We start from the raw sequence: 23555 nt of genomic DNA, 5'->3' as shown, positions 1-23555 counted from the left end.
GTAAAGTGGTCGGCAAGTGCAACGGGTGAATCCTATACTGCATCAACACAATTGGTCGCGGCGACGGGTCAGGTAAGCCGTCTCTGCGGTATTGCCCGCCAACTCGATGGCTCTGTCGTACGCCACACGCGACTCCTGACTGCGACCCTGCCGACGCAGCAGATCGGCCCGAGTCGCGTAGTAAGCGTGATAGCCGCCCAGCTTGTCTTCGAGCCGATCGACGGCCGCGAGTGCCACCTCCGGTCCGTCGAGTTCAGCGAGGGCGATGGCCCGGTTGAGCGCGATGATCGGCGAGGGGTCGACGCGGACGAGCTGGTCGTAGAGGGCGAGGATCTGCGACCAGTCGGTATCACGCATGTCGCGGGCGGAGGTATGTACGGCGTTTATCGCGGCCAGGATCTGGTAGCGCCCCGGAGCCGCCCCGCCGGCCGCAGCGGCCAGGCGCTCGCGCACCAGCCCGTGCCCCTCGGCGATCAGCTCCCGGTCCCAGGCCCCGCGGTCCTGCTCATCGAGAGCGACCAACTCGCCGGTGGCCGAGACCCGGGCGGTCTGGCGGGCCTCGATCAGGAGCATCAGCGCGAGCAGCCCGGCGACCTCACCGTCCTCCGGCAGCAGCGCACGGATCAGGCGGGTGAGCCGGATCGCCTCGGCGGTCAGGTCGTGCCGAATCGGATCGGTGTCGGAGCCGGTCGCCAGATAGCCCTCGTTGAACACGAGGAAGAGGACGACGAGCACGCCGGCGACCCGGGCCGGAAGATCCTCGGCGGACGGCATCCGATAAGGGATGCGCGCCGCTTTGATCTTGGCCTTCGCCCGGGTGATCCGCTGCCCGGTGGCAGCCTCGGTCGCGAGGAAGGCGTGGGCGATCTCGGGCACGGTCAGACCGCCGACCATGCGCAGCGTCAGCGCCAGGCGGGCTTCCATCGCCAGCGCCGGGTGGCAGCAGGTGAAGATCAGCCGCAGCCGATCGTCGTCGATGACGCCGAGCGGCTCGGGTGGGTCGTCGTCGTACACCATCTGAGCCTCCTTGTGCTTGTCGTCGCGCTTGTTCTCGCGGCGGATCCGGTCGATGGCCTTGCGGTTGGCGGTGGTGGTCAGCCAGGCGCCAGGGTTGGGCGGTACGCCGTCGGCCCGCCATCGCTCGACGGCGGTCGCGAACGCCTCGGCGGCCGCCTCCTCGGCGATGTCGAGATCACCGAATCGCCTGGTCAAGCTGGCGACCACCCGGGCCCACTCCTCGTGCAGGGCGCGGGTGACCGCCTCCTCGATGTCGCTCACTGAAACGGCCGCACCTCGATCTTGCGATCGCAGACCTTCGACGCCTCGGCGGCGAGCCGGAGCGCCACGTCCAGATCGGGGGCCTCCCACACCCACACGCCGGCCAGGTACTCCTTCGACTCCACGAACGGCCCGTCGCTGAACACCGCCTGCTCGCCCCGGTTGTCGATGACCGTGGCGGAGTCGGTGTCCGCGAGTCCGCCCGCGAACACCCAGTACCCGTCGGCGATCAGTCGCTCGTTGAACTCGCTGATCGCGGGCTGCCGGTCCGTGCTGCCGGGATTGCTCTTGTCATCGATCACGGAAACCAGATAGCGCATACGAAGATCCTCTCCTGTGCTGTCGAAACGGTTGTGCGGAACGATCGTGCGACCTAGTCCGCGTTCCGGGGCTTCGGCCCGACGCCCGCGGGAACCTCGGTGTGCAGGTGCGGGATGTATACGAGCTTCTGCGTCCGTCCGTCGAGCACGGTCGACTCGACGAGTTCCAGGTCGAGCTCCGCCCCGCCGTGCAGCAGCGCCGCCTCGCCGGCGCTGCCCGTGACGGCGGGGAACATGATGACCTCGAGCCGGTCGACCAGCCCGGCGGCGAGCAGTGCACGATTCAGCGAGATGCTGCCGTGCGAACGCATCGGCACGTCCGTCGTGCGCTTCAGGCGCTCGATCGCCGTCACCGCGTCCTCGTCGAGGACCGTCGAGTTCTGCCACCCGAGCGGCTCTTCGAGCGTGCTGGAGAAGACGAGCTTCGGCAGCGTGTTGATGCTGTCGTAGTAGGGCTCGTCGAACATGGTCACGAACTGCCGGAACTCCCGGAACGTGGTCGCACCGAAGACGAGCACCTGGTCCTGCGCGAAGGTGCGCACGCGGTCCTCGATGACCTCGGGGCCTTCCTTGCCCCAGTATCCGGGCCAGCCCTTGGCGGAGCCGTAGCCGTCGAGGGAGCAGAAGAAGTCGACGGTGAAGGTGGTGCTCATGTGTTGTTCCTTTCTCTCGCCACCCCCACTGGGCGGCTTCATCACTGCTACGAACGCCGCCGCCCTGATCCGACAGCCCTGCCCGGATTTCTTCGAAAAAACTTTCCGGGTCGTCAGCGCAGCAGGTCGGCCACGTCATCGAGCCGGGTCGTCAGCAGGATGCCCGCCGCCACGGCCGGCACCGATACCGCGACACCGGCCAGTTCATAGCGGTGCGTCTCGAGGGTGAGATCGAGCAGCAGTCCGCCGAGGGCAAGGACGCCGAGCACGGCACTGCGCAGCGCGTGCTCGATCCGGATCGGTGTGGTGGACGCGCCGAAACAACGACACGGCGTGGTCGAACCGCGCCGCAACGCACGCGTCAACGCGACGCTGAAACAGCCCAGCAGCAGCGCGGCCAGCCCGAGGCCGACTCGAGCCGTAGGTTCGGCGATCAACGCGCAGACGATGACCGCCTCCGCCACGACGGTCGACATCGCCGCCCACCGCGCGATCCGATCGCCCACGCCGAGCAGCGCACCCGTCGCCGCGACGAACTCGGAATATGCTGCGCGACTTCGCAACTTACCCACCAGCGCCACCAGGAACACTCCCCCGAGCAGGTACCGGCAGGACAGCACGACGTAGCTCATCCGAGCCGGCCCGCGGTCCGGGTGCGGCAGACCAGCGTGCCGACGAGACCGTCGACACGGTACGGCCCCCAGTTGCGCGAGTCGCCGCCGAATGGGTTGTCGCCGAACACCACCACCGAATCCCGCGGCACCAGACCCGTGTCGTCGGTCGCCGGAACATCCGCGGGCAACGGGTCACCGGGAAGCGCGACAACACGTTTGACGTGCCAGCCGGGACACTGCCACTCGCGCCCCTGCGCCGCCTCGGGCGCCATCAGCACCACGATCCGCCCGCGTCGCAGGCCGGCCGGACCGCGCCGGCGAACCAGGATCCGGTCACCGTCGCACAGCGTCGGCTCCATGCTGGCGCCGGTGACATTCACCAGGACCAATATCCGCCGCGCCGCGAATATCGCGCCCGCCGCGACCAGCAGTCCGGTGACCACTCCCCGCTGTCTCATATTCGTCTCCTGCAATTTCGCTTGCCGTAATCGAAAGCAATGTGGTTATGATCGGTCCGCCGCCGGACGGGCCGGCGAGATATGAGGTGAATTCATGATCGGAATCGCGCGCAGGGCCGGTGACCGGTTGCTGGCGAAGTTCGTACCACAAATGGACGCATCCGCCTGCACCGCGCCCGAACGGGAATGCTGGTGCGACCACGACAACAATTATCCGTCGTATTGCTGCCAGGAATGCCGCTATTGCCCGGGCACCGGTTATACCTGCGGTGGCTACGGCTGCCGACAGGGCTGCCCATGATCTAGGGCACCCGGTCCGGAGGCGTCGCCGGACCGGGGTTCGTCAGCCCGCGCGGGTGCCGGCGTAGCCCTGCGCCTGCACCGTGAACATGTGCGCATACTGCCCGTTCAGCGCCATCAACGATGCGTGCGTGCCCTCCTCCGCGATCCGGCCCTCGTCCAGCACCAGAATCCGATCGGCGTCTCGCACCGCACCCAGCCGGTGTGAGACGAGCACACTCGTCCGGCCCGTCCGATGTGCTTCCAGCCGCCGATGTATTCGATGCTCCGCCTCCGCGTCGAGGCCGGAACCCGGCTCGTCCAATATCAGTAATTCCCGGTCGTCGCGCATGAAGGTGCGGGCAATGGCAATGCGTTGCCATTGCCCGCCGGATAATGTCACGCCGTGCTCCGCATTGCCCTTGTCGGTCTCCTTGAAAAATATTCGACTGAGCATGGTGTCGTACCCGTGCGGCAGCGTCTCGATTTTCTCCGACACCTCGGCCTCGGCCGCCGCCCATTCGATTCGCCGCTGATCGGAAAGCGCGGGCAGATCACCGATGCCGATATTCTCGGCGACCGTTAGGTCGTATTCCATGAAGTCCTGGAAAAGGACCCCGAGCCGACGCCGCAACTCCTTGATCGGGACATCGCGAATATCCACGCCGTCCCACCGGATCGCACCGCGATCGGGCTCGTAGAAGCGGCACAGCAGCTTGATCAGCGTGCTCTTGCCCGCCCCGTTGCGCCCGACCAGCCCGACCAGCTCGCCGTGCGCGATCCGGGCGTCGAGTCCGCGCAGCACCCAGGGCTGGGACTCGTCGTAGCGGAACCAGAGGTCGACCAGTTCGATACCGGAGCTCAGGGTGGGCAGGGCCGCGGGCAGCGCGGGCGCGGGCCGATCCGGCGGCATATTCACCACGCGCACATAGTGATCCAGCTGCAGCAGCCCCCGATGCGCCCCGCTGATCTTGGTGACCAGACCGGACAGCGCCGCCTGCGACGCCGCGACCGCGGTGACGAAGGCCGAGACATCGCCGATCGACAACCTGCCCCGGCTCGCCGCGTACACCGCCCACGCGAGCCCGCCCGCGCCGATCACGCTGCCGAGCGCGGCCAGCGAGGCCTGCACCCGCAACTGCCGCCGATCCAGGTCGCGCTGCGCGTGATTCGTCGCGACGATCGCCGAGAGCACCCGCGCACGGAAGAAGTCCACCAGGCCGAACAGCCGAATCTCCTTGACCGCCCGCACATCACTGTTGAGCGCGCTCAACTGGAACTGCCGCCGGCTCGACGCCGACATCGTGTCCAGCATCCCGGCGAACCGGCGGGAGAGCGACAGCTGCGCGAAGAACACCGGCACCGCCGACAGCACCAGGATCAGCGCCATCACCGGTGCCAGCAGATACACCGTGGCGAGCAGCCCGGCCAGCGACACCAGATCGCGCACCGCGGAAAACAGGCCGGTGGTCGCGGGCGCCACCGCGTTCGAGGTGCTCTGCTGCGCGGAGCGGATGCGGTCGAGCAACCGCGGATCCTCGAATCGCTCCAACCCCTCGAATTCGCCTACGGCGGTGAACAATCGGTCGTTCATCAGCAGGTAGGCGCGCCGATTCAGTTCGGCCCGAACGTATTCCGCGATCCGCGGCTCGCAGGCGCCGAGCAGGCCCGCCACCGCGAGCACCGACACGGCCGCGACCAGCTGCCGCGAGGGTCCGTGTTCGGCGAGGCCGTCCATCATGAACTTGGTCGACCAGGTCACCGCCGAGGCCAGGAATCCGCCGATGAGCGTGATCACGACCTGGACCAGGGTCAGTCCGCGGCCGGTCGCCCAGCACAGCTGCCACGCGGTTCGCAGCCGCGACCACACCGTCACGAAACGCCCGCGGCCAGCGCGGCGAGCGAATGTCGCGCCGCCACAATGGTTCCGGACTGATCGAGCAGCAACAGCTGCGGAAACGAGTGCACGCCCAGCTCCCCGGCCAGCGCATCGCCGGTCGGGTCGCCGATCACGGTCGGCGCGTCGCCGAGCGCGGTGCGCAGGCGCTCCCGCTCGGCTTCCGGTGCCAACCCCAGCACCAGAATCGCCACCCGGTCCGGATCTGGATGTCGCGCGAACTCCGCAGCCTGTTCCACACAGGGCGCACAGCCGGCGGAGAAGAACGCGACGAGCCTGTTCGCTCCCGTGGCCTCGAACTGCGGCAGCCGCCGCCCGATCAGCTGATCCCGGTCACTCGGCCGGGTCGCCCCCGGCGTCGCCAGCCGCTCCTCGTGAATCCGCAAGCGCCGCAGCACGGCAAAGGTGAGCAGCAGATTGAGGACCACCAAGACGGCGAGCACGACAACGGCGGCGACAACGTAGGGCATGGGAGCAGCATCGGCGAATAGGTAGGTCGCCGACATCGGTATCCGGTTAGGTGTGCCGCTCGCCGGCCGGGTCGAAAAGAATCTTTCGCGGACAGCGATGAGTTCTCCGGCGGTGCTCCGTCTTATCCCTCGAACGCGCTACCAACCCGGCGCGACCAACGAGAAGGACCAGAACGATGACCACCGCAAACCCCGCCGCCACCTTCGCCGCCGACGCCACCTACCGCCCGGGCAAGGTCCGCAACCGCGTCCTGTGGACCCTGCAGATCGTGCTCGGCCTGTTCTTCATCATCGCCTCCGGCGGGCCGAAGCTGGTCATGCCGAACACCCTGATGGAGAACGCCCCCGCGAACCTGACCATCCCGTTCGGGCTGCTCATCTTCATCGGCGTCGCGGAGGTCGCGGGCGGCATCGGCCTGCTGGTGCCGCGGCTCAGCGCCCTGGCCGCCGCGGGCCTGTCCGTCCTCACCGTGCTCGCCGCCGGCTCCCAAGCCTTCCTCGCCGGCCAGCCCGCGATGGCGATCTTCCCGCTGGTACTCGCCGCGATCTTCGCCTGGATCGCCTACGAGCGCCGCGCCACCCTCACCGATCTGCGCAACTGAGACCGACTTCCCGCACCACTTCTGATTTCTCGCACCGAGAATTGCATGCGAATTTCGGTGCGGGAAATCAGAAGTGGTGCGGCTCTGTGTGATTCGGTGACTTGGTTGCGGCGGTGGGGCGGGGATGCGGTGTCGCAGTGAGGTTTTGTTGGCGGCGGGCTTGGGATGGCGCCTAGGTGTTGGCCGGGAGTTGGGGGGATCCGAGGAGTTTGCGGAGTAGTCGGACGTAGCGGCCCCAATGTGCCGGGTGTGCCACCGTTCCCGTGCAGGCTCGTTCGGCGCGGTCGAGGCTGTCTTGCAGGCAGGCGTTGTGGAGGGGTCCGACGGCCAGGGGCCAGGTGAGGCGGGCCAGGCCGTGGGTTTTCATGGCGACGGTGTGCCGTAGGAGGGTGTGGTCTTCGTCGATGACGAGGACGGCGTATTCGTGGAAGCCGTCGAAGCCGCGTGGGCCGGTGAAGGTGAAACGGATCCACGTGGCGGGTACGTAGGCGGCGACGATGTAGCGGACCGGTCCGTGTCCGCCGACCGCACCGACCTCGAGGGGGCGGTCGAACTCCATCGGCGGCCATCCGGGTGGCCACAGTCTGTCGTCGCTGCTCGCGAGCGTGTCGACGAGCGCGCCCACCTCGCTGGGTTTTGCGGCCAGTAGTCGTTCGTGCACGTTGTAGACGGCCATAACTCCTCCTCGCACAGTTTATAGAGTGATCACTCTATATTAGCGCGCAGAGGCGGAGAGGAAGGTCACCGCAAGGCAGGTTGCCGGTGGCGCACGAAATTGCCATGGTGGGTAGTAGGTCCCTGAAGAGGGCCCCGGACGAGGGAGCCGTACCCGGTGCGCGACAAGACGGCCTCGGAGGCTCGTCATGTTTGTGAAGCCGTGTGGGCTACCGCCCTGGGCAAATCCGCCGGTTTCAGTCGATTGGTTCCCACCGTGGTTTTTCTGGTCGCGCTGGCGGCGAGCATGGCCGGATTGGCGTTTGCCATGCGCGGCCTGCCGGTCGGCACCGCGTACGCGGTGTGGGTCGGCATCGGTGCCGTGCTCACGGTCGTGTACGCGATGGCGACCGGCTCGGAACCGGTGTCAGTGTTGAAAGTGCTGTTCCTGCTGGGCATTGTCGGCAGTGTGGTCGGGTTGAAGCTCGTGCACTGAACGGTGCCGGCTCACTGTCCGAGCAGTGCCCGCGCCAGCCCTTGAACGAACCGCGGCAGCTGCGTGACCCAAGACCCGGTGTCCAACGTGGACGCAACGGTGGTCGTGTGACAACCGGGGTTCGGCACTTGACCGGCCATGACCTGATCGAGCCAGGCGAAGATGTCGCTGACACTGGTGACGGCTTCGATGTTGTGGTTGCTGATCAGATCCGGCATCGCGTCGCGCACGTACGTAACCGATGCGCCGCCGGCGCAGTAGGTCGCGACGAGGTCGTCGACGCTCTGGATCGGGCTGACCTCGTCGTGCACCGCGTTCACGACGTACAGCGGTGTGGTCGGCGTCGCGGTTCCACGCTTGCGCTCGGCGATGACGGCCTGGATGACCGGATCCGCGAGCACCTGATCCAGCGGCACCGTCACCAGATCGGAGTTGGTCAGAAACAGATTCCGCGCCACGGTGGTCGAGACGCAGTCGCGCCCGGCGGCCGCGAGGATCGCGCGGGCGCCCGGCTTCAGGTACGGGTCGAGCGCGGCGGAGAACTCCGGGGAATCGTTCATCAAGGCGGCGATGCCGACCGGAATCAGTCCCCCGGAGACGCGGCCGCTGACCGAGTGCATCGCCGCGGCCAGATCGGGGACGGGAGCGCCGAGTGCCGCGCCCACGATATTCAGTTCCGGGGCATACGACGGCTGCATCTCGGCGGCCCAGCTGGTTCCGACACCACCACCGGAATAACCGGTCAGCGCGGTGCGGGTGGCGGCTCCGTCCAGGCCGAGCGGCTCGAAGTTCGCCGCGGCCCGAATGCCGTCCAGCACGGTGTATCCCATGACCCGCGGGGTGAGGAATCGGTTGTCCACGCCGCCCGGATCCGGGATCGCCACCGCCCAGCCACGATCGAGCGCGGTCACGGCTTGCAGCGCCTCGGCCGGCGGCGGTGCGGCCGGGTCGTCGGCGGTCAGTTGGTAGGACGGCATGCAGGAGCGCTGAATGGAATCGTAGGCCGCTTGGACCGACAGCAGCGGGCGCGAGCGGACCTGCCCGTCCGGGATCAGCACGGTGGTGACCGCGGCGTACGGGCTGCCGTCGGCATCGGTGGTGCGGTAGAGCAGTTGCCAGGCGCGGACGGCAAACGGCAACTGCGGCAGCACATTTGCGCGTACTGCTCGGCTGGCGAGAATGGTTCCCGGTCGGGAGGATTCGTAGCCGGCCGGCGGGTCGTAGAACGTATCTGCCGAACCCAGTTGTGCCGCAACAGGTTCAGTGTCCGGGTCGGCCGATGCGGCCGGCAGTCCGCAGACTCCGGCGAGCAGGAGTGCGCCGGCCAGAGCGGACAGTCGTGCGGCGCGAGAAGTGTGGCTGGTGTTCATGGTCGTTCTCCCCAATTGTTCGGATCCGGGCGCGGGCAGCCCCGGCGCCGTGCATTCCCCCTGGAGATGCACGGTGCCGGGACGTTCGATGCCCTATTCCGGGATGTCGGCGCTCAGCGGGATGTTCACCCAGCTGGGCTCGGCCGGATCCAGGCGCAGGTGTTGTGGAGCCAGCTTGCTGTCGATCAGGATCGGCATGGGCGGCAAGCCTTTCGGGAAGTTGCTCGCGTAGACATCGACCCGCAATCGATGTCCGGGTTGCAGGACGGCGTCGGTCGGGTCGACGGCTATATCGAGGACAAGGGGCTGGCCGGGGGTCACGGTCTGCCGCTTGTCGATGTCGATGTAGTAGGCGGGGCGCGTGTAGTCGCCGTTGGCGGATCGCGTGCTCTTGGCTTCGTCGATCTGCCGCAGGGAGGTCACCAGCTGGCCCGAGCTGATCTCGCGGGACCGGCCGTCCGGGGAGACGTCGTTCACCGTGACGACCCAGTATCCGTCGGGTTGATCGAGCACGGTGTTGAGGTGGGCGTTGATCGCGCCGGAGATCGTCGTCGGCTCCGCCACCGGGTTGCTGGTGAAGCTGAGGCCGTTGTTCTCCCAGATCCGCGAATCCTCCCCGCAGGCCATGATGATCGAGGGGACACCCGCCAGGATGCGTGAGGTGTCGCGCGAGCAGGCGCTCAGCACGCCCGGCGCGACGGTCAGATCGTTGACGCCGTTCTGTTTCGCCGTGCCCGAAAGTCCGCCGTCATACAGCGAATTCGCGGTGCCGGAGCGCTGATCGTTCAAATACATACGCCGGTAGTCGGTTTCGACCTGAGGGAAGGTGTCCGACGAGATCCACCCGCCGCCTTGCTGTTTCAGCGTGAGCGGGCTGTAGTTGTCGATCCCGTTGTCGATTCCCTTGAGCCACTTGTCGAACCATGCGCGTTGCAGCACATCCAGGCGAGGTGGCATGCCCGGATCGCCGAAGCCTTTGACGCCCGCGCCCGCGTGGAAGCCCTCCCCCACGACGAGTTTCTTGCGGTCCGGTGTCTGCGGCATCGCGTTGTAGGTTTCGGTGGGGGTGCTGCCGAACAGGTCCCACCAGCCGCTGATCATGAAGCTCGGCGCCGTGACCTGTTCGGTGTCCGCCTTCAAGCCCCTGCGCAGGTCCGAGTCGGGGTCCATGAGGTCACGGGTCTTCGGGGTGAGCTGGCCGGTGTTCATCGCGGTGAAAGCGTTGGCGACGACGTCGACCATGGTCAACGGGTCGGCGAGCCGGTCCTGCAACCACTTCAGCTGTTGCGCGGGATCGAACTTGCCTGCGATCACCGACTCCACGTCGGGTGCGAATTTGGCCAAGTTCACCACCATCGGCCAGAAGGCCGCGAACCCGAATCCGACGCTGCCGCCCGGGGCCACGATGTCATCGACCAGATCGCCGCTGCCGATATAGGTGAATGCCGCCTTCACCGCCGGATTGCCGCGGTCGGCGGCACGCAATGCCGCGATGCCCGTCGCCGAGGTGCCTTTGACGGCGACACCGCCATCGCTCCACGGCTGCTTGGTGATCCAGTCGATCACCTCGGCCGCGTCCTGGCGCTCCTTGTCCCCGAACATCTGCCACTTGCCCTCGGACGTCCCGGTGCCGCGGATGTCCACGTGCACCATGTTGTAGCCGCCCTTGACCAGGTCGTAATTGTGCAGGAAGGTCTGGATCGGTCCGGAGCGCAGCTGCTCGGTCAGATCGGTGATCCCCTCCAGCCCCGATCCGGGCGGCGCGCCGATGGAGCCGATCCACGGCAGCAGCACGTTCTCGATTCCGGGAATCTGCAACAGCACCGAGGCCAGGTTGATCGCGATTTTGCTATAGGTCTCGAATTCGACGATCGTCGGCAGTTTCGCGTCGACCGGTCGCCCGGTGTTCCCGGGCCGGGTGACGTCGAGCTTGAGCACCGTCCCGTCGCTCATGGTGACCGGCACCGCCAGGTCCGGGAAGATCTGCGAATACGGTTGCGGCCCATCGACTGCGGCCTTCCACCCGGCGGCGTACTGCCCGCCGTCGATCCCGGTGAACTCGGGAGTCGCGCCGGCCACCGGGGCGAACAGCGCCACCGCGGCGACGCCGACGATCGACACGACCGTTTTCCGGGCGAACATCGTCGTCCGTTCCCTTGATTTCATAACGCTCCACATTCTTCCGGGCCATTCGAGGTGGCCGCGTTTCTGCATATCAGGGCGCATGCTGATTGCCGGTTACCGGCGAGTAGGGACTGTAATGGGCGACACAATCCGCGGCAACCACGCAATTGCTGGAAGTTTCCGCATAACGCCAGGTCAGAGGCTGAATTTAGACCGTTTACCCTATGACGACATTCTTTTGCAGATGGAACTCGCAGCAAAAGAGACTTCCAATTCACGGAAAGAACTGGGCGTTGACCCCGCCGGTCGGCGTGCCGGCCGACCCGATGCGTTGCGGCGACTACTCGGCCGGGTCGACCGCCCGGCGCCCGAACGGTTCGAGCATCCGCAGCAGCAGCGCGACCCGGCGCGTGTTGCTCCTCGGGTGCGGTTCGCGCAGCGGCCGCTGGAAGACCTCGCTGTCGAACAGATCGGAAACCATGAAGACCAAGGTGATGGCATCGTCGTAGCCGAGATCGGTTTCGTGACCGACCATCTCGCGCGCGGTCTCGATCATCAACGGCCCGACGTCGCGCATGGCCTGTTGCAGGCTCGCACGCAGGAACGGGTCGGTCCGGGCGGCCATGGTCAGTTCGAGGATGGCGGTGTGCGTGGGCCGGCCTGCCAGTTCGCGCAGCACCTCGAGTGAGGTCTCCATGTCGGTGCGCCCAGCGCGCCCGGCCACCTCGCGGAAGCGCTTGCGGGTGGCCTCGACCTGACGGCGAACCGCTTCGTGCGCGGTCGCCGCCATGAAGTCGCTCATGGTCGGAAAGTGCCGGAACAGCGCGCCGTAGGACAGTCCGGCCCGCGCGGTGATGTTCGTGACCGAGGCCCGCGCATAGCCGAGTTCGTCGATGATTTCGATGCTGGCGTCGAGCAGCTTCGCGATGGTTGTTTCGCGGCGCTCGCGCTGGGTTCGGCTCACCGAACAACGGTACAACCGAGGCGTTTGCAGGTCAGATGGAAATCAATCACAATCTTGTGGCAGATTGTGGGATACGGTCTCTATTCGCGGGAGGGGTGATCCAATGGTGACCACGGCACGAGCAGCCAGTCTGCGGGGCTACCCGGCGCTGGTCGACGAATTGGGTGGTGACGGCCGCGCCTTGCTCGAACGCTTCGAGATCAGTCCCGCCGCACTCGACAACGACGACGCGATCGTTCCCGCGGAGGTGATCGGATGGGCGCTCGAAGCGGCCGCAACCGAACTGGACTGCCCGGACTTCGGGCTGCGCCTGTCTTCCCGGCAGAAACCGGAGGTGCTCGGTGCGCTGGCGATCGTGGTGACCAACGCCGCGACCGCCGGTGATGCGCTGGCCTACGCGTCGCGTTTCCTGTTCACGCACAACAGCGGCATCACCATCCGGCTCACCGGCGACCCGGAAAACGAGGCAGGCACGATCGCGCTCGAATACCGGGACACCGCCGACTCGACCGGCTTCGTCCAGGGCACCGATCTCTCCGCGGGCACGATCCACAAGTGCTTGCGCACGATACTGGGCGACGACTACGGCCTGCGCTCGCTGCACCTGCCGCACAAGCCACTGGCCCCCGCCGCACGCTACCGCGAATACTTCGGCGCCCCAGTGGTGTTCGAGACCGGACGGACCGCCTTTCGGATACCGGACGACCTCCCCGACCGGCCGATCACCGGCGGCAGCCCGATCCTGCGCACAATGTCGGTCGACTATTTGACGCGCAACTTCTCCGAACTGGATTGGACGTTGAGCGCACGGGTGCGCGTGGCGATCCTGCAGAACATCACCACCGCCAAGCCCGATATCGAGTCCGTGGCGCGCATGCTGAGCATGCACGAACGCGCCTTGCAGCGCGCGCTCGCCGACGAGGGAACCACGTTCAGCGAACTACTCGACGGAGCCCGCCGCGACACAGTGCACCGGATGCTGTGCGATACCGACCTGCCGATGAGCCGGATATCGGCGCTCGTCGGGTTGCGTGAACAATCGGCGCTGACGCGTCTGGTCCGACGCTGGTTCGGGACCACCCCGCAGCAGATCCGCAATTCCGCACGCGCCCAACACGGTCCCCGGCCCGGCCTGCGCATTCAGCCCATCACCCGGGACTAGTGGAGGTCATCGCGGTGCGGTAGCTGATCCGCCATTCCGGCAGCGGCCCGGCCCCGCCCGGCGATACGATGCGAAAGCTGCTGTACGCCTGGATGTTTCCAACATCGGTGTCGCCTCAGGTGCGAGGATGCCAGGAGGCGTCTTGACGTCAACCATTGCGACCGCTCCGCACAGACTTCCACTTTCCAGTGCAGCCGTCAGAACATCGGCTTCGGTCAACTCGACCGCGCCCGACGCACCATATTGCCGGGCATTGGCCATCCGTCCAAAATGATTGGCCGACAGCGCTTCTCAACGCACGGTATTTGTCGAGTATCGAACCCGCTTACCTCTCCGCGGACCTAGCATCCACTTTATGGACGACGATCTTTCGTACTACACACTCCAGAGCCGCATGACCGAGCCGGGCCGCATGAGCCACTTGGTGGCCGACCTTCCCGATGACCTCGCAGCGCTGCGGCGGGTTGTGTCCGGTCTGGTCGTCCACTACCGGGCCGAGAACCCGGTCGAGAACGGCGTTCCGGTCGAGCGCCTGCGCGAGATCGACACTCGTTACGTCGAGGCGATGCTGAGCAGGCTCGAAGAATTGGCCGACGGTCCGCTGACCACGCCACGCCCACTCACCGAGCGCCTGGTCGGCTGCTGCCGCGACGTCACCCTGCTGTTCGTGTCGTTGCTGCGCGCCAAGGGCATTCCGGCCCGCGCGCGCGTGGGATTCGCCACCTACTTCGTCTCCGATTACGGCATCGACCACGAGATCGCCGAGGTCTGGGACGAACCGGAACAGCGGTGGCGCAGGGTGGACGCCGAACTCGCCGACAACTACACCGGCCCGGACGGCATCTCCATCGACCCGCTCGACCTGACAACGAATCAGTTTGTTCTGGCCGGCTCTGCCTGGCAGCAGTGCCGTGCGGGTACCGCCGACCCGGTCATGTTCGTCGTCGATCCCGGGCTCGATATCCCGGAGACAAAGGGCTGGCCGCAGATCGCCTACGACCTCGTCCACGACCTGGCAACGCTCAACCGCACCGAGATGATCCTTTGGGACACATGGGGTTGGGGTCAGAACCGGCCCTTCACCGACGCCGAACTGGCTCTGCTCGATCACACCGCAGCCGTGACCCACGGGGCGGGGAACGGCGCCGAGGCGCGCAAGCTCTACGAGAGCGAACCGACCCTGCGAGTACCCGAAACGGTGGTCAGCGGCGATCCGCTCGGCGGCCCCGACCGCACGATCGCCTGGCGCTGAGCCGAAACCGAGACTATGAGCCCTTGCGGCAGGTGATGTCGCCGGGCGCGGTCAGCTGCTCGAAGTAGGCGAGGACAAGCTTGTCCACGCAGTCGACTCCGCGCAGGAATCCGCTGTGCCCGGGACCGTCGTTTGTGATGAGCGAAGCGTTCAGGGCGCGAGCCAGATTCACTCCGCCCTGGTAGGGCGCTACCGGATCGCCAGTGGTGGCGACGACGAGAACCTTTGGCAGAGCTTCGATCCCGGATATCTGGTGCGGCCGGCTGGTCGGTTGCTCCGGCCAGAACGCGCAAACATCCAGTGGCGCTTGACCTTGGAAGCGGCCGGTATCGGCGAACGGCGCCGCGTCGATGCCGAGCTTGATCTCTTCGGCGGCCTTTGCTCGATCCGTCGTACGCGGTTCGTCGAGGCACAGAGTTGCCTGCATTGCCGAGCGGTCGACCACGCCGCGGAACTCGTCCGAGAGTTCGAGCAGGGTATCGCCGTTGCCGCCGGCCAGCTCGCGCAGCCCCGTGGTGACTTGTGGCCACAGTTCGGGGATGTAGAGCGAGTAGACCACTGCGGATAGTCCGTTGAGATAGTTCAGTCCCCGCGAGTCGAGGGTCGGCGCGGGCCGATCCAGTAGCGGGTTGATCAGTCTACGTAGCCGGTCGGTCGCCGCGGCGCTGTCGGTTCCCAACGGACAGAGGCCCTTCTGGACACAGCTGTCGGCATATGTCTGGAACGCCGATTGCAGCGAGGCATTGGTTTTGACTGGGTCGGACATCCGGGCCGCCGGATCGAGTGAGGCGTCGAGCACCAGGGCGCGCACCCTGGCGGGGAAACGTTCGGCATAACTCGAGCCCACTCGCGAACCGTAGGAGACGCCCAGCGCATTGAGCTGCTTCGCACCGAGCGCGGCCCTGATGATATCGAGATCCCGGACTGCCTCGCGGGTGCCGAGATGTCCGAGCAGTTCGGCACCCGTCTTCGCGACGCATTCGGCGACATAGTCGCGATTGTCCTGCTCGGACCGCTCGATTCCGGTTGGCGACATATCCGTCATCGCCCGCAGCTGAATCGCCTCGAGCCGTTCCTGCGAGACGCAGCGCACCAGCGGGGTGGATGCGCCGAGCCCGCGCGGGTCGAAACTGACGACATCGAATTTCGCACCGAGCCCCGATTTCCCGAAGGCCGCGGGCACGCCGAGCCCAGGCTGGCCCGGACCGCCTGGGATTACGACCACCGCCCCGATCCGTTTCTCCCGCGCGGACATTCGTGAAACAGCGATCTGCGCGGTATTGCCCTCGGGCTTGTCGTAGTCGATCGGCACCTGCACCCGCCCGCACTGCACCTTGTTGCCGGTATCTTCGATGCCCGCGAACCCGGCGCACGACCCCCACTCGACCCGCTGGCTGTAGTACTTGTCGAGGCCCGGTTCCGCCCCCGGCGCGGCGGTGCACGCGGCAACCAGTGCGCCGCAACCGAGCACCACCAGCAGCCGCATGTTGTGCGCGCCAATGAATCTCATCGAAGTCCCCTCCTACCTGTCCGATTATCGCGCGCACCCTGACGATTCGCCGCCAACCCCGGAAAAATGAACGGTTGCACGGCCGGCTGTCGTGCGGCCGATCCCCGATATCCAAACCCGGTACAACCGGTTGCGCGGGGAGCCAAGTGGGGAAACACCGACTCCGGCCTCTGCGTCAATCGGCAGAGCAGCGGAATACGTTGTGCTGCTGCCCACAGCGCTAGGGGGATAGTCGCAATGAAGTCAGCATTCGCTCGTCACGCAAGTACCGCGATCGTCGCGGCGGCGGTCACGGCCACCGTGGTCGCGCTCGCCCCGGGCACAGGTGCGGCCCACCACCGGACGAAGGGGAGCCGCCGTCGACGCGCTTCTCCATGCAGCTTTTCGTCACCGTGTGGCGGGACGACCGCTGGATGATCGTGGCCCTCGCATACCGCGCTGGGCGGAGTCGATGCGGAACGGTCCATCGAGTTACGTTGTCTATCAGCGGAATTCGCTGATGACGCGGCCGAGTGAGGTCAGATTTTCGCCGATGCCCATGGTGACGAAGTAGGTGATGCCATAGGTGTCGCGGTAGTGGCGCAGCGTGTCGGCGATATCGGCGGCGGTGCCGTGGACGACGCCGGGCAGGCACAGGATTTCCGCGTCGGACAGGCCGGGGTGGATTCGTCGGAGCAGGGAAAGATCGATGTCGTCGACCCCGCCGATATGGACCATCGGCAGGACAAGGGACAGTTCGATATCGGCGATACGGTCGCCGGCGACGCGGCGGATGAGCTCGATCCGCCCGGCGAGCGGGTCGGGTTTTTCGGGGGTGGCGCTTGTGCTGAGGGAGAGGTTGATGATGTCGGCATGTCGCGCCGCCACGCTGAGCAGCCGGTCGCCCTGACCGGCGATCATCACCGGCACCCGGTGCCCGGCCTCGCTCAGCGCCTTGCCGACCTCGCTCACCGTTTGCTCCAGCTGCTCGACCCGCTGGCGGGCGCTCGGGAACGGCAGCCCGGCAGCCTCGAACTCCTCGGCGACATACCCCGCGCCGAGACCGAGTTCGAAACGCCCGTCGGTGAGTTCGTGCAATCCGGCGACATCTCGGGCCAGCAGCGCGGGCCGGTAGAAGCCGGTATTGAGTACGAACGTGCCCAACTTCGCGCGGCTGGTGACCGCCGCGACGGAGACCAGCGCCGGGAGCGGTGTGAGCCTGCCGAGATGGTCGGGCGCCAGCAGAACGTCGTACCCCAGCTCCTCGGCATGCCGCGCGGTGGTCTGCCACGCCGCACGGCCCCCGGTCGAGTTCAGGTTGACGCCGAACCGAATATCCTTGGTACTCATTGCAATCCTTTGCGATACAGGTGATCTACGGGTCGTGTCGGCTGCTGTTGTCAGCCCAACGGTGACTTCAGCAGTAATGCCCGCGCGCCGTCTTCCGCCCCGGTGCCGCGCGCGGCGAGGTAGCCGTCCGGGCGGATGAGAATCAGTTCGCCCGGCTCGGGGGTGTAGACGCGCTCGAATTCGCCGTCACCGTCGAACATTCCGTCGCCGGGGGTGGTGGTGATCCGGTACGCGCGCAGATCGGCCGATTCGATGGCCTCGGGGAGAGCCGTTGCGCTGCCGTCGATGTCGAAGGCCAGCAGGGTCCACTGTGGACCACGGGTGAGGTCGAACAGGTCGACAGCGCCGCGAGGGCCGCGCAGGCCGGTGACATTCGGGGCGCGGTCACCGGCGATCGGGTGGTCCGCGAGGCGCGCGGCGTCCCCATCGCCGTAGCGGATGCCCAGGCCGGTCGTCAGCACGGGATCGGTGAGTTCGGCCGACGCGGCCGCCACGTCACCGATACCGCCGTTCGCGGCGGCGGTCACACGGTCCAGCTTCTCGGTGCTCAGTTCCAGGACCTTGCGGGTCACGGGAATGCGTTCGGCGCCATAGGTGTCCAGCAGTTCGGCGGGCGCGCCCGCGATGACCGCGCCCAGTTTCCAACCGAGGTTGTAGGCGTCCTGAATGCCGGTGTTCATGCCCTGCCCGCCGCCGGGCGAATGCACGTGCGCGGCATCGCCGGCCAGCAGCACCCGATCGCGCCGATACTCCGGCACCATCCGCACATTCACCCGGTAGACCGACAGCCAGGTCGCGCTCGTCAAGGTGATCCCGGCGTTCCGGTCGTCGAGCAGCCGCTGATAGAGCTCGAGGGACGGCCTATCGGGTTCCACATCATTCGGGATCCGGTTCTGGAACTGCCAGATATCACTGTTGGGCAGCGGCGTGAGGTTCAGCTTTCCGGCGCTGGAGGTCCAGACGTGGGCGCGGTCGCGCGGCAGGCCGTCGACGGTCACATCGCCGAGGTACCAGCGTTCCGCTTCGCGGGTCTCGCCCTCCAGCGGGAGACCGATCAGGTGACGAGTCGTGCTCTTGCCGCCGTCGGTGCCGACGACATAGCGTGCCGTGATTGCGCGCTCACCCGCCGCGGCCCGCACGGTCACTGTGACTCGATCCGAATCCTGCACCAGGCCAACGGCTTCCGTGGCGTATTCCACCGCACCGCCGAGTTCGTGGAACCGCTCGCGCAGCGCGTGTTCCACATCGAACTGCCCGATCCAGAGCATGTCGGGGTAGGGGGTGTGCAAGCCCGCCCAGGCCGGAACTGTGACCCGCGCCAGATCGGCGACGGCGCCGGACGGATCGTGAAGGCGCATCGGCAAATTCGCGACGCCGTGCCGCACGACGTAGTCGACGGCGCCGAGATCGTCGAGCACCTCCAGGGTCCGCGAGTGAATTCCCTTGGCCTTGGAGGCGCGACCGGCGGTCACGTCCCGCTCGATGATGCGGCAGGCCACCCCGCGGCGGGCGAGATCGCAGGCCAGCGTGAGACCGACCGGACCGGCGCCGATGATGAGAACTTCGGTCTGGATCGTGGCGTGATCGTTCATGACTTCCCCTACCGGCAGATTAAGATGCAGATTCGCATCTTATGAAGTCGAGGGTATGGCCCATTGCTAAGATGCGCAAGTGCATCCTAATTAGGTTCAACCGGTCCACCTCCCGGCACAGCCGCCTGCGCGTGCCGCCAAGTGGGGAAACGTCGACTCCGGCTTCTGCGATAATCGGCAAGCAGCGGAATACGTTGTGCCGCTGTCCATCACAGTGCTAGGGGGATGTTCACATGAGGTCAGCATTCGCTCGTCACGCAAGTACCGCGATCGCCGCGGCGGCGGTCACGGCCGCCGTGGTCGCGTTCGCTCCGAGCGCGGGTGCAGCGCCCACCATCGTCACCGTGAACGCGGGCAACACGATCGGTGGAATCGGTACCGGCTGCCCGGTCACCATCACCGCCCATCTCGACCCGTATTCGAACACCTCCGGCGAGTGGGCGAACTTCTACGACAACGGTACCTACATCGGCCAGACCAGCGAACCGCACGGCGGCAAGGCGGATCTCGATTTCGTCTGGACCTTCACCGCCACCGGCACTCACGTCATCCGCGCGGACACCTTCACCGGCCGACCGCCGTACCCATCCTCCGGCAGTATCACGGTGACCGTGACCACCGGTGTGAAAGTCGGATCGGTCTGCTTCGCCCTGCCGTACTAGCGAGCCGATGCGCGGATGTGAAAGTGTGCGCGGCCGTCCGGAAAGGCCTGAGACGGACACGAACTGGATCGCCGCCGGGTGCGGATCGGACGGTCGATGTCCTCGTACCGCAGGACCTCGCCGGTGCCGAACTCATGGAAACGGATTGCCTTCATGAGACTGTCCTCCAAAGTGTTTCGATGTCGTCGCCACGGGGTGCGGCGATCGATCGGGAAGATGAAAGTCGAACCGGCTCAGGCCAATTGGACCGAGCGGATGGAGTTGCCCAGGACCAGGCGGTCGATAGCGCTCACCGCGCCGGCGGGGTCTTCGGCGGCGCCGACGGTGAGCAGCAACGGGACGAAGTGCTCGGCGCTCGGATGGGCAACCGCGGCGCCGGGCGCCCGCTTGCGGTAGTCGGTGAGTGCGTCGACGTCGCCGCGGGTCAGGGCGTCGACCGCCCATTCATCGAAAGCTGTTGTCTCGGCGGCGAGTTCAGGCCGGCGGAAGACGGCGAAGCTGTGCGTCATGAAGCCGGAGCCGAGCACGAGAATGCCTTCTGCACGCAACGGCCGCAGCCGCGCTCCGAGCGCGAGCAGCGCGCGGGGGTGGGACCGAGCAGGCCCGTGAGCCGGCGGGCGAGGTCGGTGGCGTCGGAGGTGGCGTAGGGAAGGTCTTGTAATGCGGGTCGAAGCCGCTGAAGTCGTAGTAGAGCGGGGTGCCTGCTGCGGCTGCGGTGATCACGGCCGATGCTTGTTTCCAGTGGGCCGAAATGACAACGATAGCAAGGGGTTTGGGCATCGACTGCGCCCAGGCGAAGAGATCGCCGAGCCACTGCGGATCATCGAGGGTGAACGGGGCGCCGTGACCGACGAACAGGCTCGGCAGTGCCCCGTCGGCTGGACTCCACCGGCGTTGTTCGCGAGCCTGCGGCAGGACGCGGGCGAGGAGGTTCGCGTAGGCCGCGGCCAGCTTGGGCGAGGTTCGGCCGTTCGTCGAGGACCGGCGGGTCGTTGGCATCGAAATCAGCTCTTTGGCTTGCCCCGGAAACGAATATTACTTGCCTGGGCAAGTGAAAACGTAGCGCACTTTTACTTGCCCAGGCAAGTGGATGTTGCCCAGGAAAGTACGATGGGCGCATGAATACCCCCTCACCCTGGCTCGATGAGGACCAACAGGAGCTGTGGCAGGCACTGCTCACGGTCGTGATCGCCCTCCCCGCTGCCCTCGACCGCCAGCTGCAACGCGACGCGGGCATCTCCAACTTCGAGTACGGGGTACTCGCTCAGCTCGCGATGGCCGACGACGACACGATGCGCCTGAGCGACCTCGCCCGGGTCTGCGACAGCACCCAGCCCCGCCTGTCGAAAGCGATGGACCGCTTCGAAGCCCGCGACTGGGTCACCCGCCGACCCGACCCCACCGACGGCCGATACACCTTCGCCACCCTCACCGACGGTGGCCGGCGCAAGCTCGCCGAGAGCGCACCCGAACACGTCGCACAGGTGAAACGGCTCGTGTTCGATCCACTGACCGCCACTCAGCGCCGCAACCTCGGACCCGCACTCACCCGCATCGCCGCCACCGTGCGCGGTGAACTCGAATAGATCAGCTACCCACATACCTCGAAACGGTCATTGTCGGTTCATATGAGCGGTGATGCGGGCCAGCAACCGCACGCAGTCCCATAGTTGCTGCCGCTCGTCCGGGGTGAGCGTGGTGCTGATGGCGCTGTCGAGTGATGTGGCGCGCTGGGTACGTTCGCGCCGCAGGCGGACACGGCCCGTATCGGTGATGTACAGCAGGTGCTTGCGGCCGTCGTCGGGATGAGCTTCGGTGCGCACCAAGCCGGCGCCGACGAGTTCCTTGACGGTCTTGGCGGCCGATTGGTGCGTCACGTTGCGCCGGTGCGCCAGTTCGGCGGTGGTGTGCGGGCCATCTCGGTCGAGGTAACCGAGGATGGCGGCCTCCCCAGCCGGCATGGTGTCCGCGACCCGCGCGGCGCGCACCAGATCGCCGATCGTGTGCCGCAACTCTTCGGCCAGTGCGTCGTTCACCACTCGACCCTATCCGAATGATGGAGCCTAGTTGTACAGTTTAGTTGTACAGTTTAGTTGTATTATTCAGAGAGTCTGAGGGGTCTGATGCAGCTCACCAAGTTCGGTCATGCTTGCGTCCGTGTGGAGATCGACGGCCGGCGTCTGGTTATCGACCCAGGCGGTCTCACCGACCCGCAGGCGTTGGCGGGCGCCGAGGCGGTTCTGGTCACCCACGAACATTTCGACCACTTCTCCGAGGAGGCGCTTCGTAAAGCCGCAGAACAGAATCCGGCCCTGCGGATCTGGACCAACACCTCCGTCGCCCGGAAACTGGATGGCCTGGGCGCGCGCGTCACCGCCGTCGGTGCGGGCGAGATCTTCACCGCGGCCGGCTTCGAGGTGAAGGTGTACGGCACCTGGCATGCGGTCATCCACCCCGACCTCCCGCGGGTCGGCAACATCGGGTTCTTGATCGAGGACGCCCTGTTCCATCCCGGCGACGCCCTCACCGTTCCGGACGTCACCGTCGACACTCTGCTACTGCCCGTGCACGGGCCCTGGTCCACCACCGGACAGCTGATCGACTATGTGCGGGAAGTGGCCCCACGTCAGGCGCTCGCCGTCCATGACGGCGCGCTCAACGACGTAGGCACCGCGATGGTCGCCGGGCTCCTGGGCGGCAACGGCCCCGGCATCGGCACCCCATACCGTTGGATACCCGCCGGCGTATCCGCCGAAATCGCCTGCAATGCAACGACAGTCGGTCTCACCCCCGCCTCACCCACAGAGTTACTGCCCACTGAGCGATCCTGACCGCCGAACCGCTATACCGGCGGCCCCTCGCGCCCATCCCGCGTCGGATGATTCTCCAGATTTGTTGGTAGACAATACTTCCCAGCCGATCATCGAGCAATGCTGTGCTGGTAGACGATGATTCACCGGTCAGATCTCCTCGGCGTCCAGCCCTTCAGGACTCGTCCGATGCAGGACCAGCAGCTGCCCCGGACTGTCGATCGCGGTCAGCAGTTCGAAGTCGAGCCGGATATCGCCGAAGTCACTGTGCCGGAACAGTTTCTGCTTGTGTTCGCGTACATCGATCTCGTGACTGTTCCACAGCCGGCTGAATTCCTCGCTCCGCTCGGACATCTCCGCGATCATCGCGGCGGTATCCGGATAGCTGTCGAGGTCCGGACCGATGTTCCGGCGAATACCGCCCACCAGGAATCGCGCGAAGGCCTCCCAATCGCCCCACATCCGCCGCGCCAGCGGGTCCAGGAACAGCATGTGCAGCATGTTGTCCGAGATCTCGAAGTACTCGAGGATCTGCTCCGCGTGCCGATTGCTCACCAGAATGTCGCCGCGATGATTGACCACATAGGCGGGACCCAATTCCCACGACCGCGCGACCAGCCGCAGGAACTCGTTGGGCTCAGTGTCGGCCAAGGTCCGCGGCGTCCCCCGCGGGGCGACCAGACCGCGCAGGTAACCTGCCTCGGCACTCGACAATTCGAGCGCTACGGCGAGAGCGTCGAGCACCTGGGGCGACGGATGACGTTCCCGCCCCTGTTCCAGCCGGGTGTAGTAATCGGTGCTGACCGCCGCCCGCGCCGCCACCTCCTCCCGGCGCAGCCCCGGCGTCCGCCGCCGCTGGTGCGCGGACCCGTTCTGCGAGGGGGCCGCTTCACGACGAGCGCGGAGGAATTCGCCCAACCTGTTCGCGGCCACCTGGCCATGGTAGGCCGCGCCGCTCACAGCCTGGGTGACATACACCCTGGCTAGCGCACCGGGCGCCGGGCGAGTCTGGAATCGGCGCCAGAAATACTGCGCACGTGCGAGATCGGGAGAAGGGGC

Annotated in this window: 24 protein-coding genes and 1 riboswitch; of the genes, 7 read left to right on the top strand and 17 right to left on the bottom strand. The window is 66.5% G+C overall.

Annotation, left to right across the window (positions count from 1 at the left end; translation table 11 throughout):
- Positions 1-42 precede the first annotated feature (42 nt).
- The 7 genes from F3087_RS39210 to F3087_RS46275 form a co-directional block, all read right to left on the bottom strand.
- Complete coding sequence (locus F3087_RS39210) at positions 43-1278, bottom strand: RNA polymerase sigma factor (RefSeq protein ID WP_150407226.1); 1236 nt, start codon at positions 1276-1278, stop codon at positions 43-45.
- Entirely contained in the window at positions 1275-1598 is a 324-nt protein-coding gene (locus tag F3087_RS39205; RefSeq protein WP_150407225.1) for a YciI family protein, read from the bottom strand. The genes F3087_RS39210 and F3087_RS39205 overlap by 4 nt, the downstream gene beginning before the upstream one ends.
- Before the next feature lie 53 nt (positions 1599-1651).
- Complete coding sequence (locus F3087_RS39200; protein WP_150407224.1) at positions 1652-2251, bottom strand: dihydrofolate reductase family protein; 600 nt, start codon at positions 2249-2251, stop codon at positions 1652-1654.
- A gap of 113 nt (positions 2252-2364) precedes the next feature.
- Positions 2365-2883 carry a MauE/DoxX family redox-associated membrane protein gene (locus tag F3087_RS39195; RefSeq protein ID WP_150407223.1) on the bottom strand — a complete coding sequence of 173 codons (519 nt, stop codon included), beginning with the start codon at positions 2881-2883 and terminating at the stop codon, positions 2365-2367.
- Entirely contained in the window at positions 2880-3323 is a 444-nt protein-coding gene (locus tag F3087_RS39190; RefSeq protein WP_150407222.1) for a S26 family signal peptidase, read from the bottom strand. Before F3087_RS39190 ends, F3087_RS39195 begins: the two co-directional genes overlap by 4 nt.
- Positions 3324-3666: 343 nt before the next feature.
- Complete coding sequence (locus tag F3087_RS39185) at positions 3667-5478, bottom strand: ABC transporter ATP-binding protein (RefSeq protein WP_150407221.1); 1812 nt, start codon at positions 5476-5478, stop codon at positions 3667-3669.
- Positions 5475-5969: a thioredoxin domain-containing protein gene (locus F3087_RS46275; protein ID WP_191094362.1), complete on the bottom strand. Its 495-nt coding sequence runs from the start codon at positions 5967-5969 to the stop codon at positions 5475-5477. The genes F3087_RS39185 and F3087_RS46275 overlap by 4 nt, the downstream gene beginning before the upstream one ends.
- 176 nt (positions 5970-6145) lie before the next feature.
- Here F3087_RS46275 and F3087_RS39175 point away from each other — a divergent pair, with 176 nt between their 5' ends.
- On the top strand, positions 6146-6571 hold the full coding sequence (locus tag F3087_RS39175; RefSeq protein ID WP_150407220.1) for a DoxX family protein: 426 nt from the start codon (positions 6146-6148) through the stop codon (positions 6569-6571).
- Positions 6572-6743: 172 nt separating this feature from the next.
- On the opposite strand, the gene F3087_RS39170 is transcribed toward F3087_RS39175, so the two are convergent.
- Positions 6744-7247: an SRPBCC family protein gene (locus F3087_RS39170; RefSeq protein ID WP_150407219.1), complete on the bottom strand. Its 504-nt coding sequence runs from the start codon at positions 7245-7247 to the stop codon at positions 6744-6746.
- Between the two features lie 115 nt (positions 7248-7362).
- A riboswitch (guanidine-III (ykkC-III) riboswitch) is annotated at positions 7363-7426 on the top strand.
- Between F3087_RS39170 and F3087_RS39165 the strand changes: the two genes are divergently transcribed.
- Positions 7404-7721 carry a DMT family transporter gene (locus F3087_RS39165; protein WP_150407218.1) on the top strand — a complete coding sequence of 106 codons (318 nt, stop codon included), beginning with the start codon at positions 7404-7406 and terminating at the stop codon, positions 7719-7721. (Overlaps the previous riboswitch by 23 nt.)
- 11 nt (positions 7722-7732) lie before the next feature.
- Here the strand turns inward: F3087_RS39165 and F3087_RS39160 are convergent, their stop codons facing one another.
- From F3087_RS39160 to F3087_RS39150, 3 genes are all read right to left on the bottom strand, one after another.
- The gene (locus F3087_RS39160) at positions 7733-9091 is read right to left on the bottom strand and encodes a lipase family protein (RefSeq protein ID WP_150407217.1); all 1359 of its coding nucleotides are present in this window, start codon (positions 9089-9091) and stop codon (positions 7733-7735) included.
- Between the two features lie 93 nt (positions 9092-9184).
- Positions 9185-11257 (bottom strand): CocE/NonD family hydrolase, encoded by a 2073-nt coding sequence (locus tag F3087_RS39155; RefSeq protein WP_223885690.1) that lies wholly within the window; start codon positions 11255-11257, stop codon positions 9185-9187.
- Between the two features lie 298 nt (positions 11258-11555).
- The gene (locus tag F3087_RS39150; RefSeq protein WP_191094361.1) at positions 11556-12179 is read right to left on the bottom strand and encodes a TetR/AcrR family transcriptional regulator; all 624 of its coding nucleotides are present in this window, start codon (positions 12177-12179) and stop codon (positions 11556-11558) included.
- Positions 12180-12282: 103 nt separating this feature from the next.
- Between F3087_RS39150 and F3087_RS39145 the strand changes: the two genes are divergently transcribed.
- Together F3087_RS39145 and F3087_RS39140 are read left to right on the top strand one after the other, a co-directional pair.
- Complete coding sequence (locus F3087_RS39145) at positions 12283-13341, top strand: AraC family transcriptional regulator (RefSeq protein ID WP_150407215.1); 1059 nt, start codon at positions 12283-12285, stop codon at positions 13339-13341.
- Between the two features lie 355 nt (positions 13342-13696).
- The gene (locus F3087_RS39140) at positions 13697-14593 is read left to right on the top strand and encodes a transglutaminase-like domain-containing protein (protein ID WP_150407214.1); all 897 of its coding nucleotides are present in this window, start codon (positions 13697-13699) and stop codon (positions 14591-14593) included.
- Between the two features lie 13 nt (positions 14594-14606).
- Here F3087_RS39140 and F3087_RS39135 read toward each other — a convergent pair whose 3' ends face one another.
- The 3 genes from F3087_RS39135 to F3087_RS39125 form a co-directional block, all read right to left on the bottom strand.
- Entirely contained in the window at positions 14607-16103 is a 1497-nt protein-coding gene (locus tag F3087_RS39135; protein WP_150407213.1) for an alpha/beta hydrolase, read from the bottom strand.
- 483 nt (positions 16104-16586) lie between these two features.
- Positions 16587-17432, bottom strand: a complete 846-nt coding sequence (locus tag F3087_RS39130) for a TIGR03621 family F420-dependent LLM class oxidoreductase (protein ID WP_150407212.1) — start codon at positions 17430-17432, stop codon at positions 16587-16589.
- Between the two features lie 50 nt (positions 17433-17482).
- Entirely contained in the window at positions 17483-19024 is a 1542-nt protein-coding gene (locus F3087_RS39125; protein WP_150407211.1) for an FAD-dependent monooxygenase, read from the bottom strand.
- A gap of 233 nt (positions 19025-19257) precedes the next feature.
- Between F3087_RS39125 and F3087_RS39120 the strand changes: the two genes are divergently transcribed.
- On the top strand, positions 19258-19686 hold the full coding sequence (locus F3087_RS39120) for a hypothetical protein (RefSeq protein WP_150407210.1): 429 nt from the start codon (positions 19258-19260) through the stop codon (positions 19684-19686).
- A 233-nt stretch (positions 19687-19919) separates the two neighbouring features.
- On the opposite strand, the gene F3087_RS46925 is transcribed toward F3087_RS39120, so the two are convergent.
- Complete coding sequence (locus F3087_RS46925; RefSeq protein ID WP_263407272.1) at positions 19920-20234, bottom strand: DODA-type extradiol aromatic ring-opening family dioxygenase; 315 nt, start codon at positions 20232-20234, stop codon at positions 19920-19922.
- Between the two features lie 570 nt (positions 20235-20804).
- On the opposite strand from F3087_RS46925, the gene F3087_RS39110 reads away from it, so the two are divergent.
- On the top strand, positions 20805-21272 hold the full coding sequence (locus F3087_RS39110; protein ID WP_150407209.1) for a MarR family winged helix-turn-helix transcriptional regulator: 468 nt from the start codon (positions 20805-20807) through the stop codon (positions 21270-21272).
- Between the two features lie 27 nt (positions 21273-21299).
- Here F3087_RS39110 and F3087_RS39105 read toward each other — a convergent pair whose 3' ends face one another.
- Positions 21300-21722 carry a MarR family winged helix-turn-helix transcriptional regulator gene (locus tag F3087_RS39105; protein ID WP_223885689.1) on the bottom strand — a complete coding sequence of 141 codons (423 nt, stop codon included), beginning with the start codon at positions 21720-21722 and terminating at the stop codon, positions 21300-21302.
- Positions 21723-21809: 87 nt separating this feature from the next.
- Here F3087_RS39105 and F3087_RS39100 point away from each other — a divergent pair, with 87 nt between their 5' ends.
- The gene (locus tag F3087_RS39100) at positions 21810-22517 is read left to right on the top strand and encodes an MBL fold metallo-hydrolase (RefSeq protein ID WP_150407207.1); all 708 of its coding nucleotides are present in this window, start codon (positions 21810-21812) and stop codon (positions 22515-22517) included.
- A gap of 129 nt (positions 22518-22646) precedes the next feature.
- Here the strand turns inward: F3087_RS39100 and F3087_RS39095 are convergent, their stop codons facing one another.
- Entirely contained in the window at positions 22647-23429 is a 783-nt protein-coding gene (locus F3087_RS39095) for a helix-turn-helix transcriptional regulator (protein WP_191094360.1), read from the bottom strand.
- Positions 23430-23555 lie beyond the last annotated feature (126 nt).

Source organism: Nocardia colli, from assembly GCF_008704205.1.
In the GTDB taxonomy this organism is placed as follows: Bacteria; Actinomycetota; Actinomycetes; order Mycobacteriales; family Mycobacteriaceae; genus Nocardia; species Nocardia colli.
The sequence above is the reverse complement of the archived record's forward strand: the minus strand, read 5'-3'. Positions and strand labels throughout refer to the sequence as shown.

Bases quoted from the DNA above. Each gene is read 5' to 3' on its own strand.
- F3087_RS39205 (WP_150407225.1), bottom strand. From the start codon at position 1,598: ATGCGCTATCTGGTTTCCGTGATCGATGACAAGAGCAATCCCGGCAGC.
- F3087_RS39200 (WP_150407224.1), bottom strand. From the start codon at position 2,251: ATGAGCACCACCTTCACCGTCGACTTCTTCTGCTCCCTCGACGGCTAC.
- F3087_RS39195 (WP_150407223.1), bottom strand. From the start codon at position 2,883: ATGAGCTACGTCGTGCTGTCCTGCCGGTACCTGCTCGGGGGAGTGTTC.
- F3087_RS39190 (WP_150407222.1), bottom strand. From the start codon at position 3,323: ATGAGACAGCGGGGAGTGGTCACCGGACTGCTGGTCGCGGCGGGCGCG.
- F3087_RS46275 (WP_191094362.1), bottom strand. From the start codon at position 5,969: ATGCCCTACGTTGTCGCCGCCGTTGTCGTGCTCGCCGTCTTGGTGGTC.
- F3087_RS39175 (WP_150407220.1), top strand. From the start codon at position 6,146: ATGACCACCGCAAACCCCGCCGCCACCTTCGCCGCCGACGCCACCTAC.
- F3087_RS39170 (WP_150407219.1), bottom strand. From the start codon at position 7,247: ATGGCCGTCTACAACGTGCACGAACGACTACTGGCCGCAAAACCCAGC.
- F3087_RS39160 (WP_150407217.1), bottom strand. From the start codon at position 9,091: ATGAACACCAGCCACACTTCTCGCGCCGCACGACTGTCCGCTCTGGCC.
- F3087_RS39155 (WP_223885690.1), bottom strand. From the start codon at position 11,257: ATGAAATCAAGGGAACGGACGACGATGTTCGCCCGGAAAACGGTCGTG.
- F3087_RS39145 (WP_150407215.1), top strand. From the start codon at position 12,283: ATGGTGACCACGGCACGAGCAGCCAGTCTGCGGGGCTACCCGGCGCTG.
- F3087_RS39140 (WP_150407214.1), top strand. From the start codon at position 13,697: ATGGACGACGATCTTTCGTACTACACACTCCAGAGCCGCATGACCGAG.
- F3087_RS39135 (WP_150407213.1), bottom strand. From the start codon at position 16,103: ATGAGATTCATTGGCGCGCACAACATGCGGCTGCTGGTGGTGCTCGGT.
- F3087_RS39130 (WP_150407212.1), bottom strand. From the start codon at position 17,432: ATGAGTACCAAGGATATTCGGTTCGGCGTCAACCTGAACTCGACCGGG.
- F3087_RS39125 (WP_150407211.1), bottom strand. From the start codon at position 19,024: ATGAACGATCACGCCACGATCCAGACCGAAGTTCTCATCATCGGCGCC.
- F3087_RS39120 (WP_150407210.1), top strand. From the start codon at position 19,258: ATGAGGTCAGCATTCGCTCGTCACGCAAGTACCGCGATCGCCGCGGCG.
- F3087_RS39110 (WP_150407209.1), top strand. From the start codon at position 20,805: ATGAATACCCCCTCACCCTGGCTCGATGAGGACCAACAGGAGCTGTGG.
- F3087_RS39100 (WP_150407207.1), top strand. From the start codon at position 21,810: ATGCAGCTCACCAAGTTCGGTCATGCTTGCGTCCGTGTGGAGATCGAC.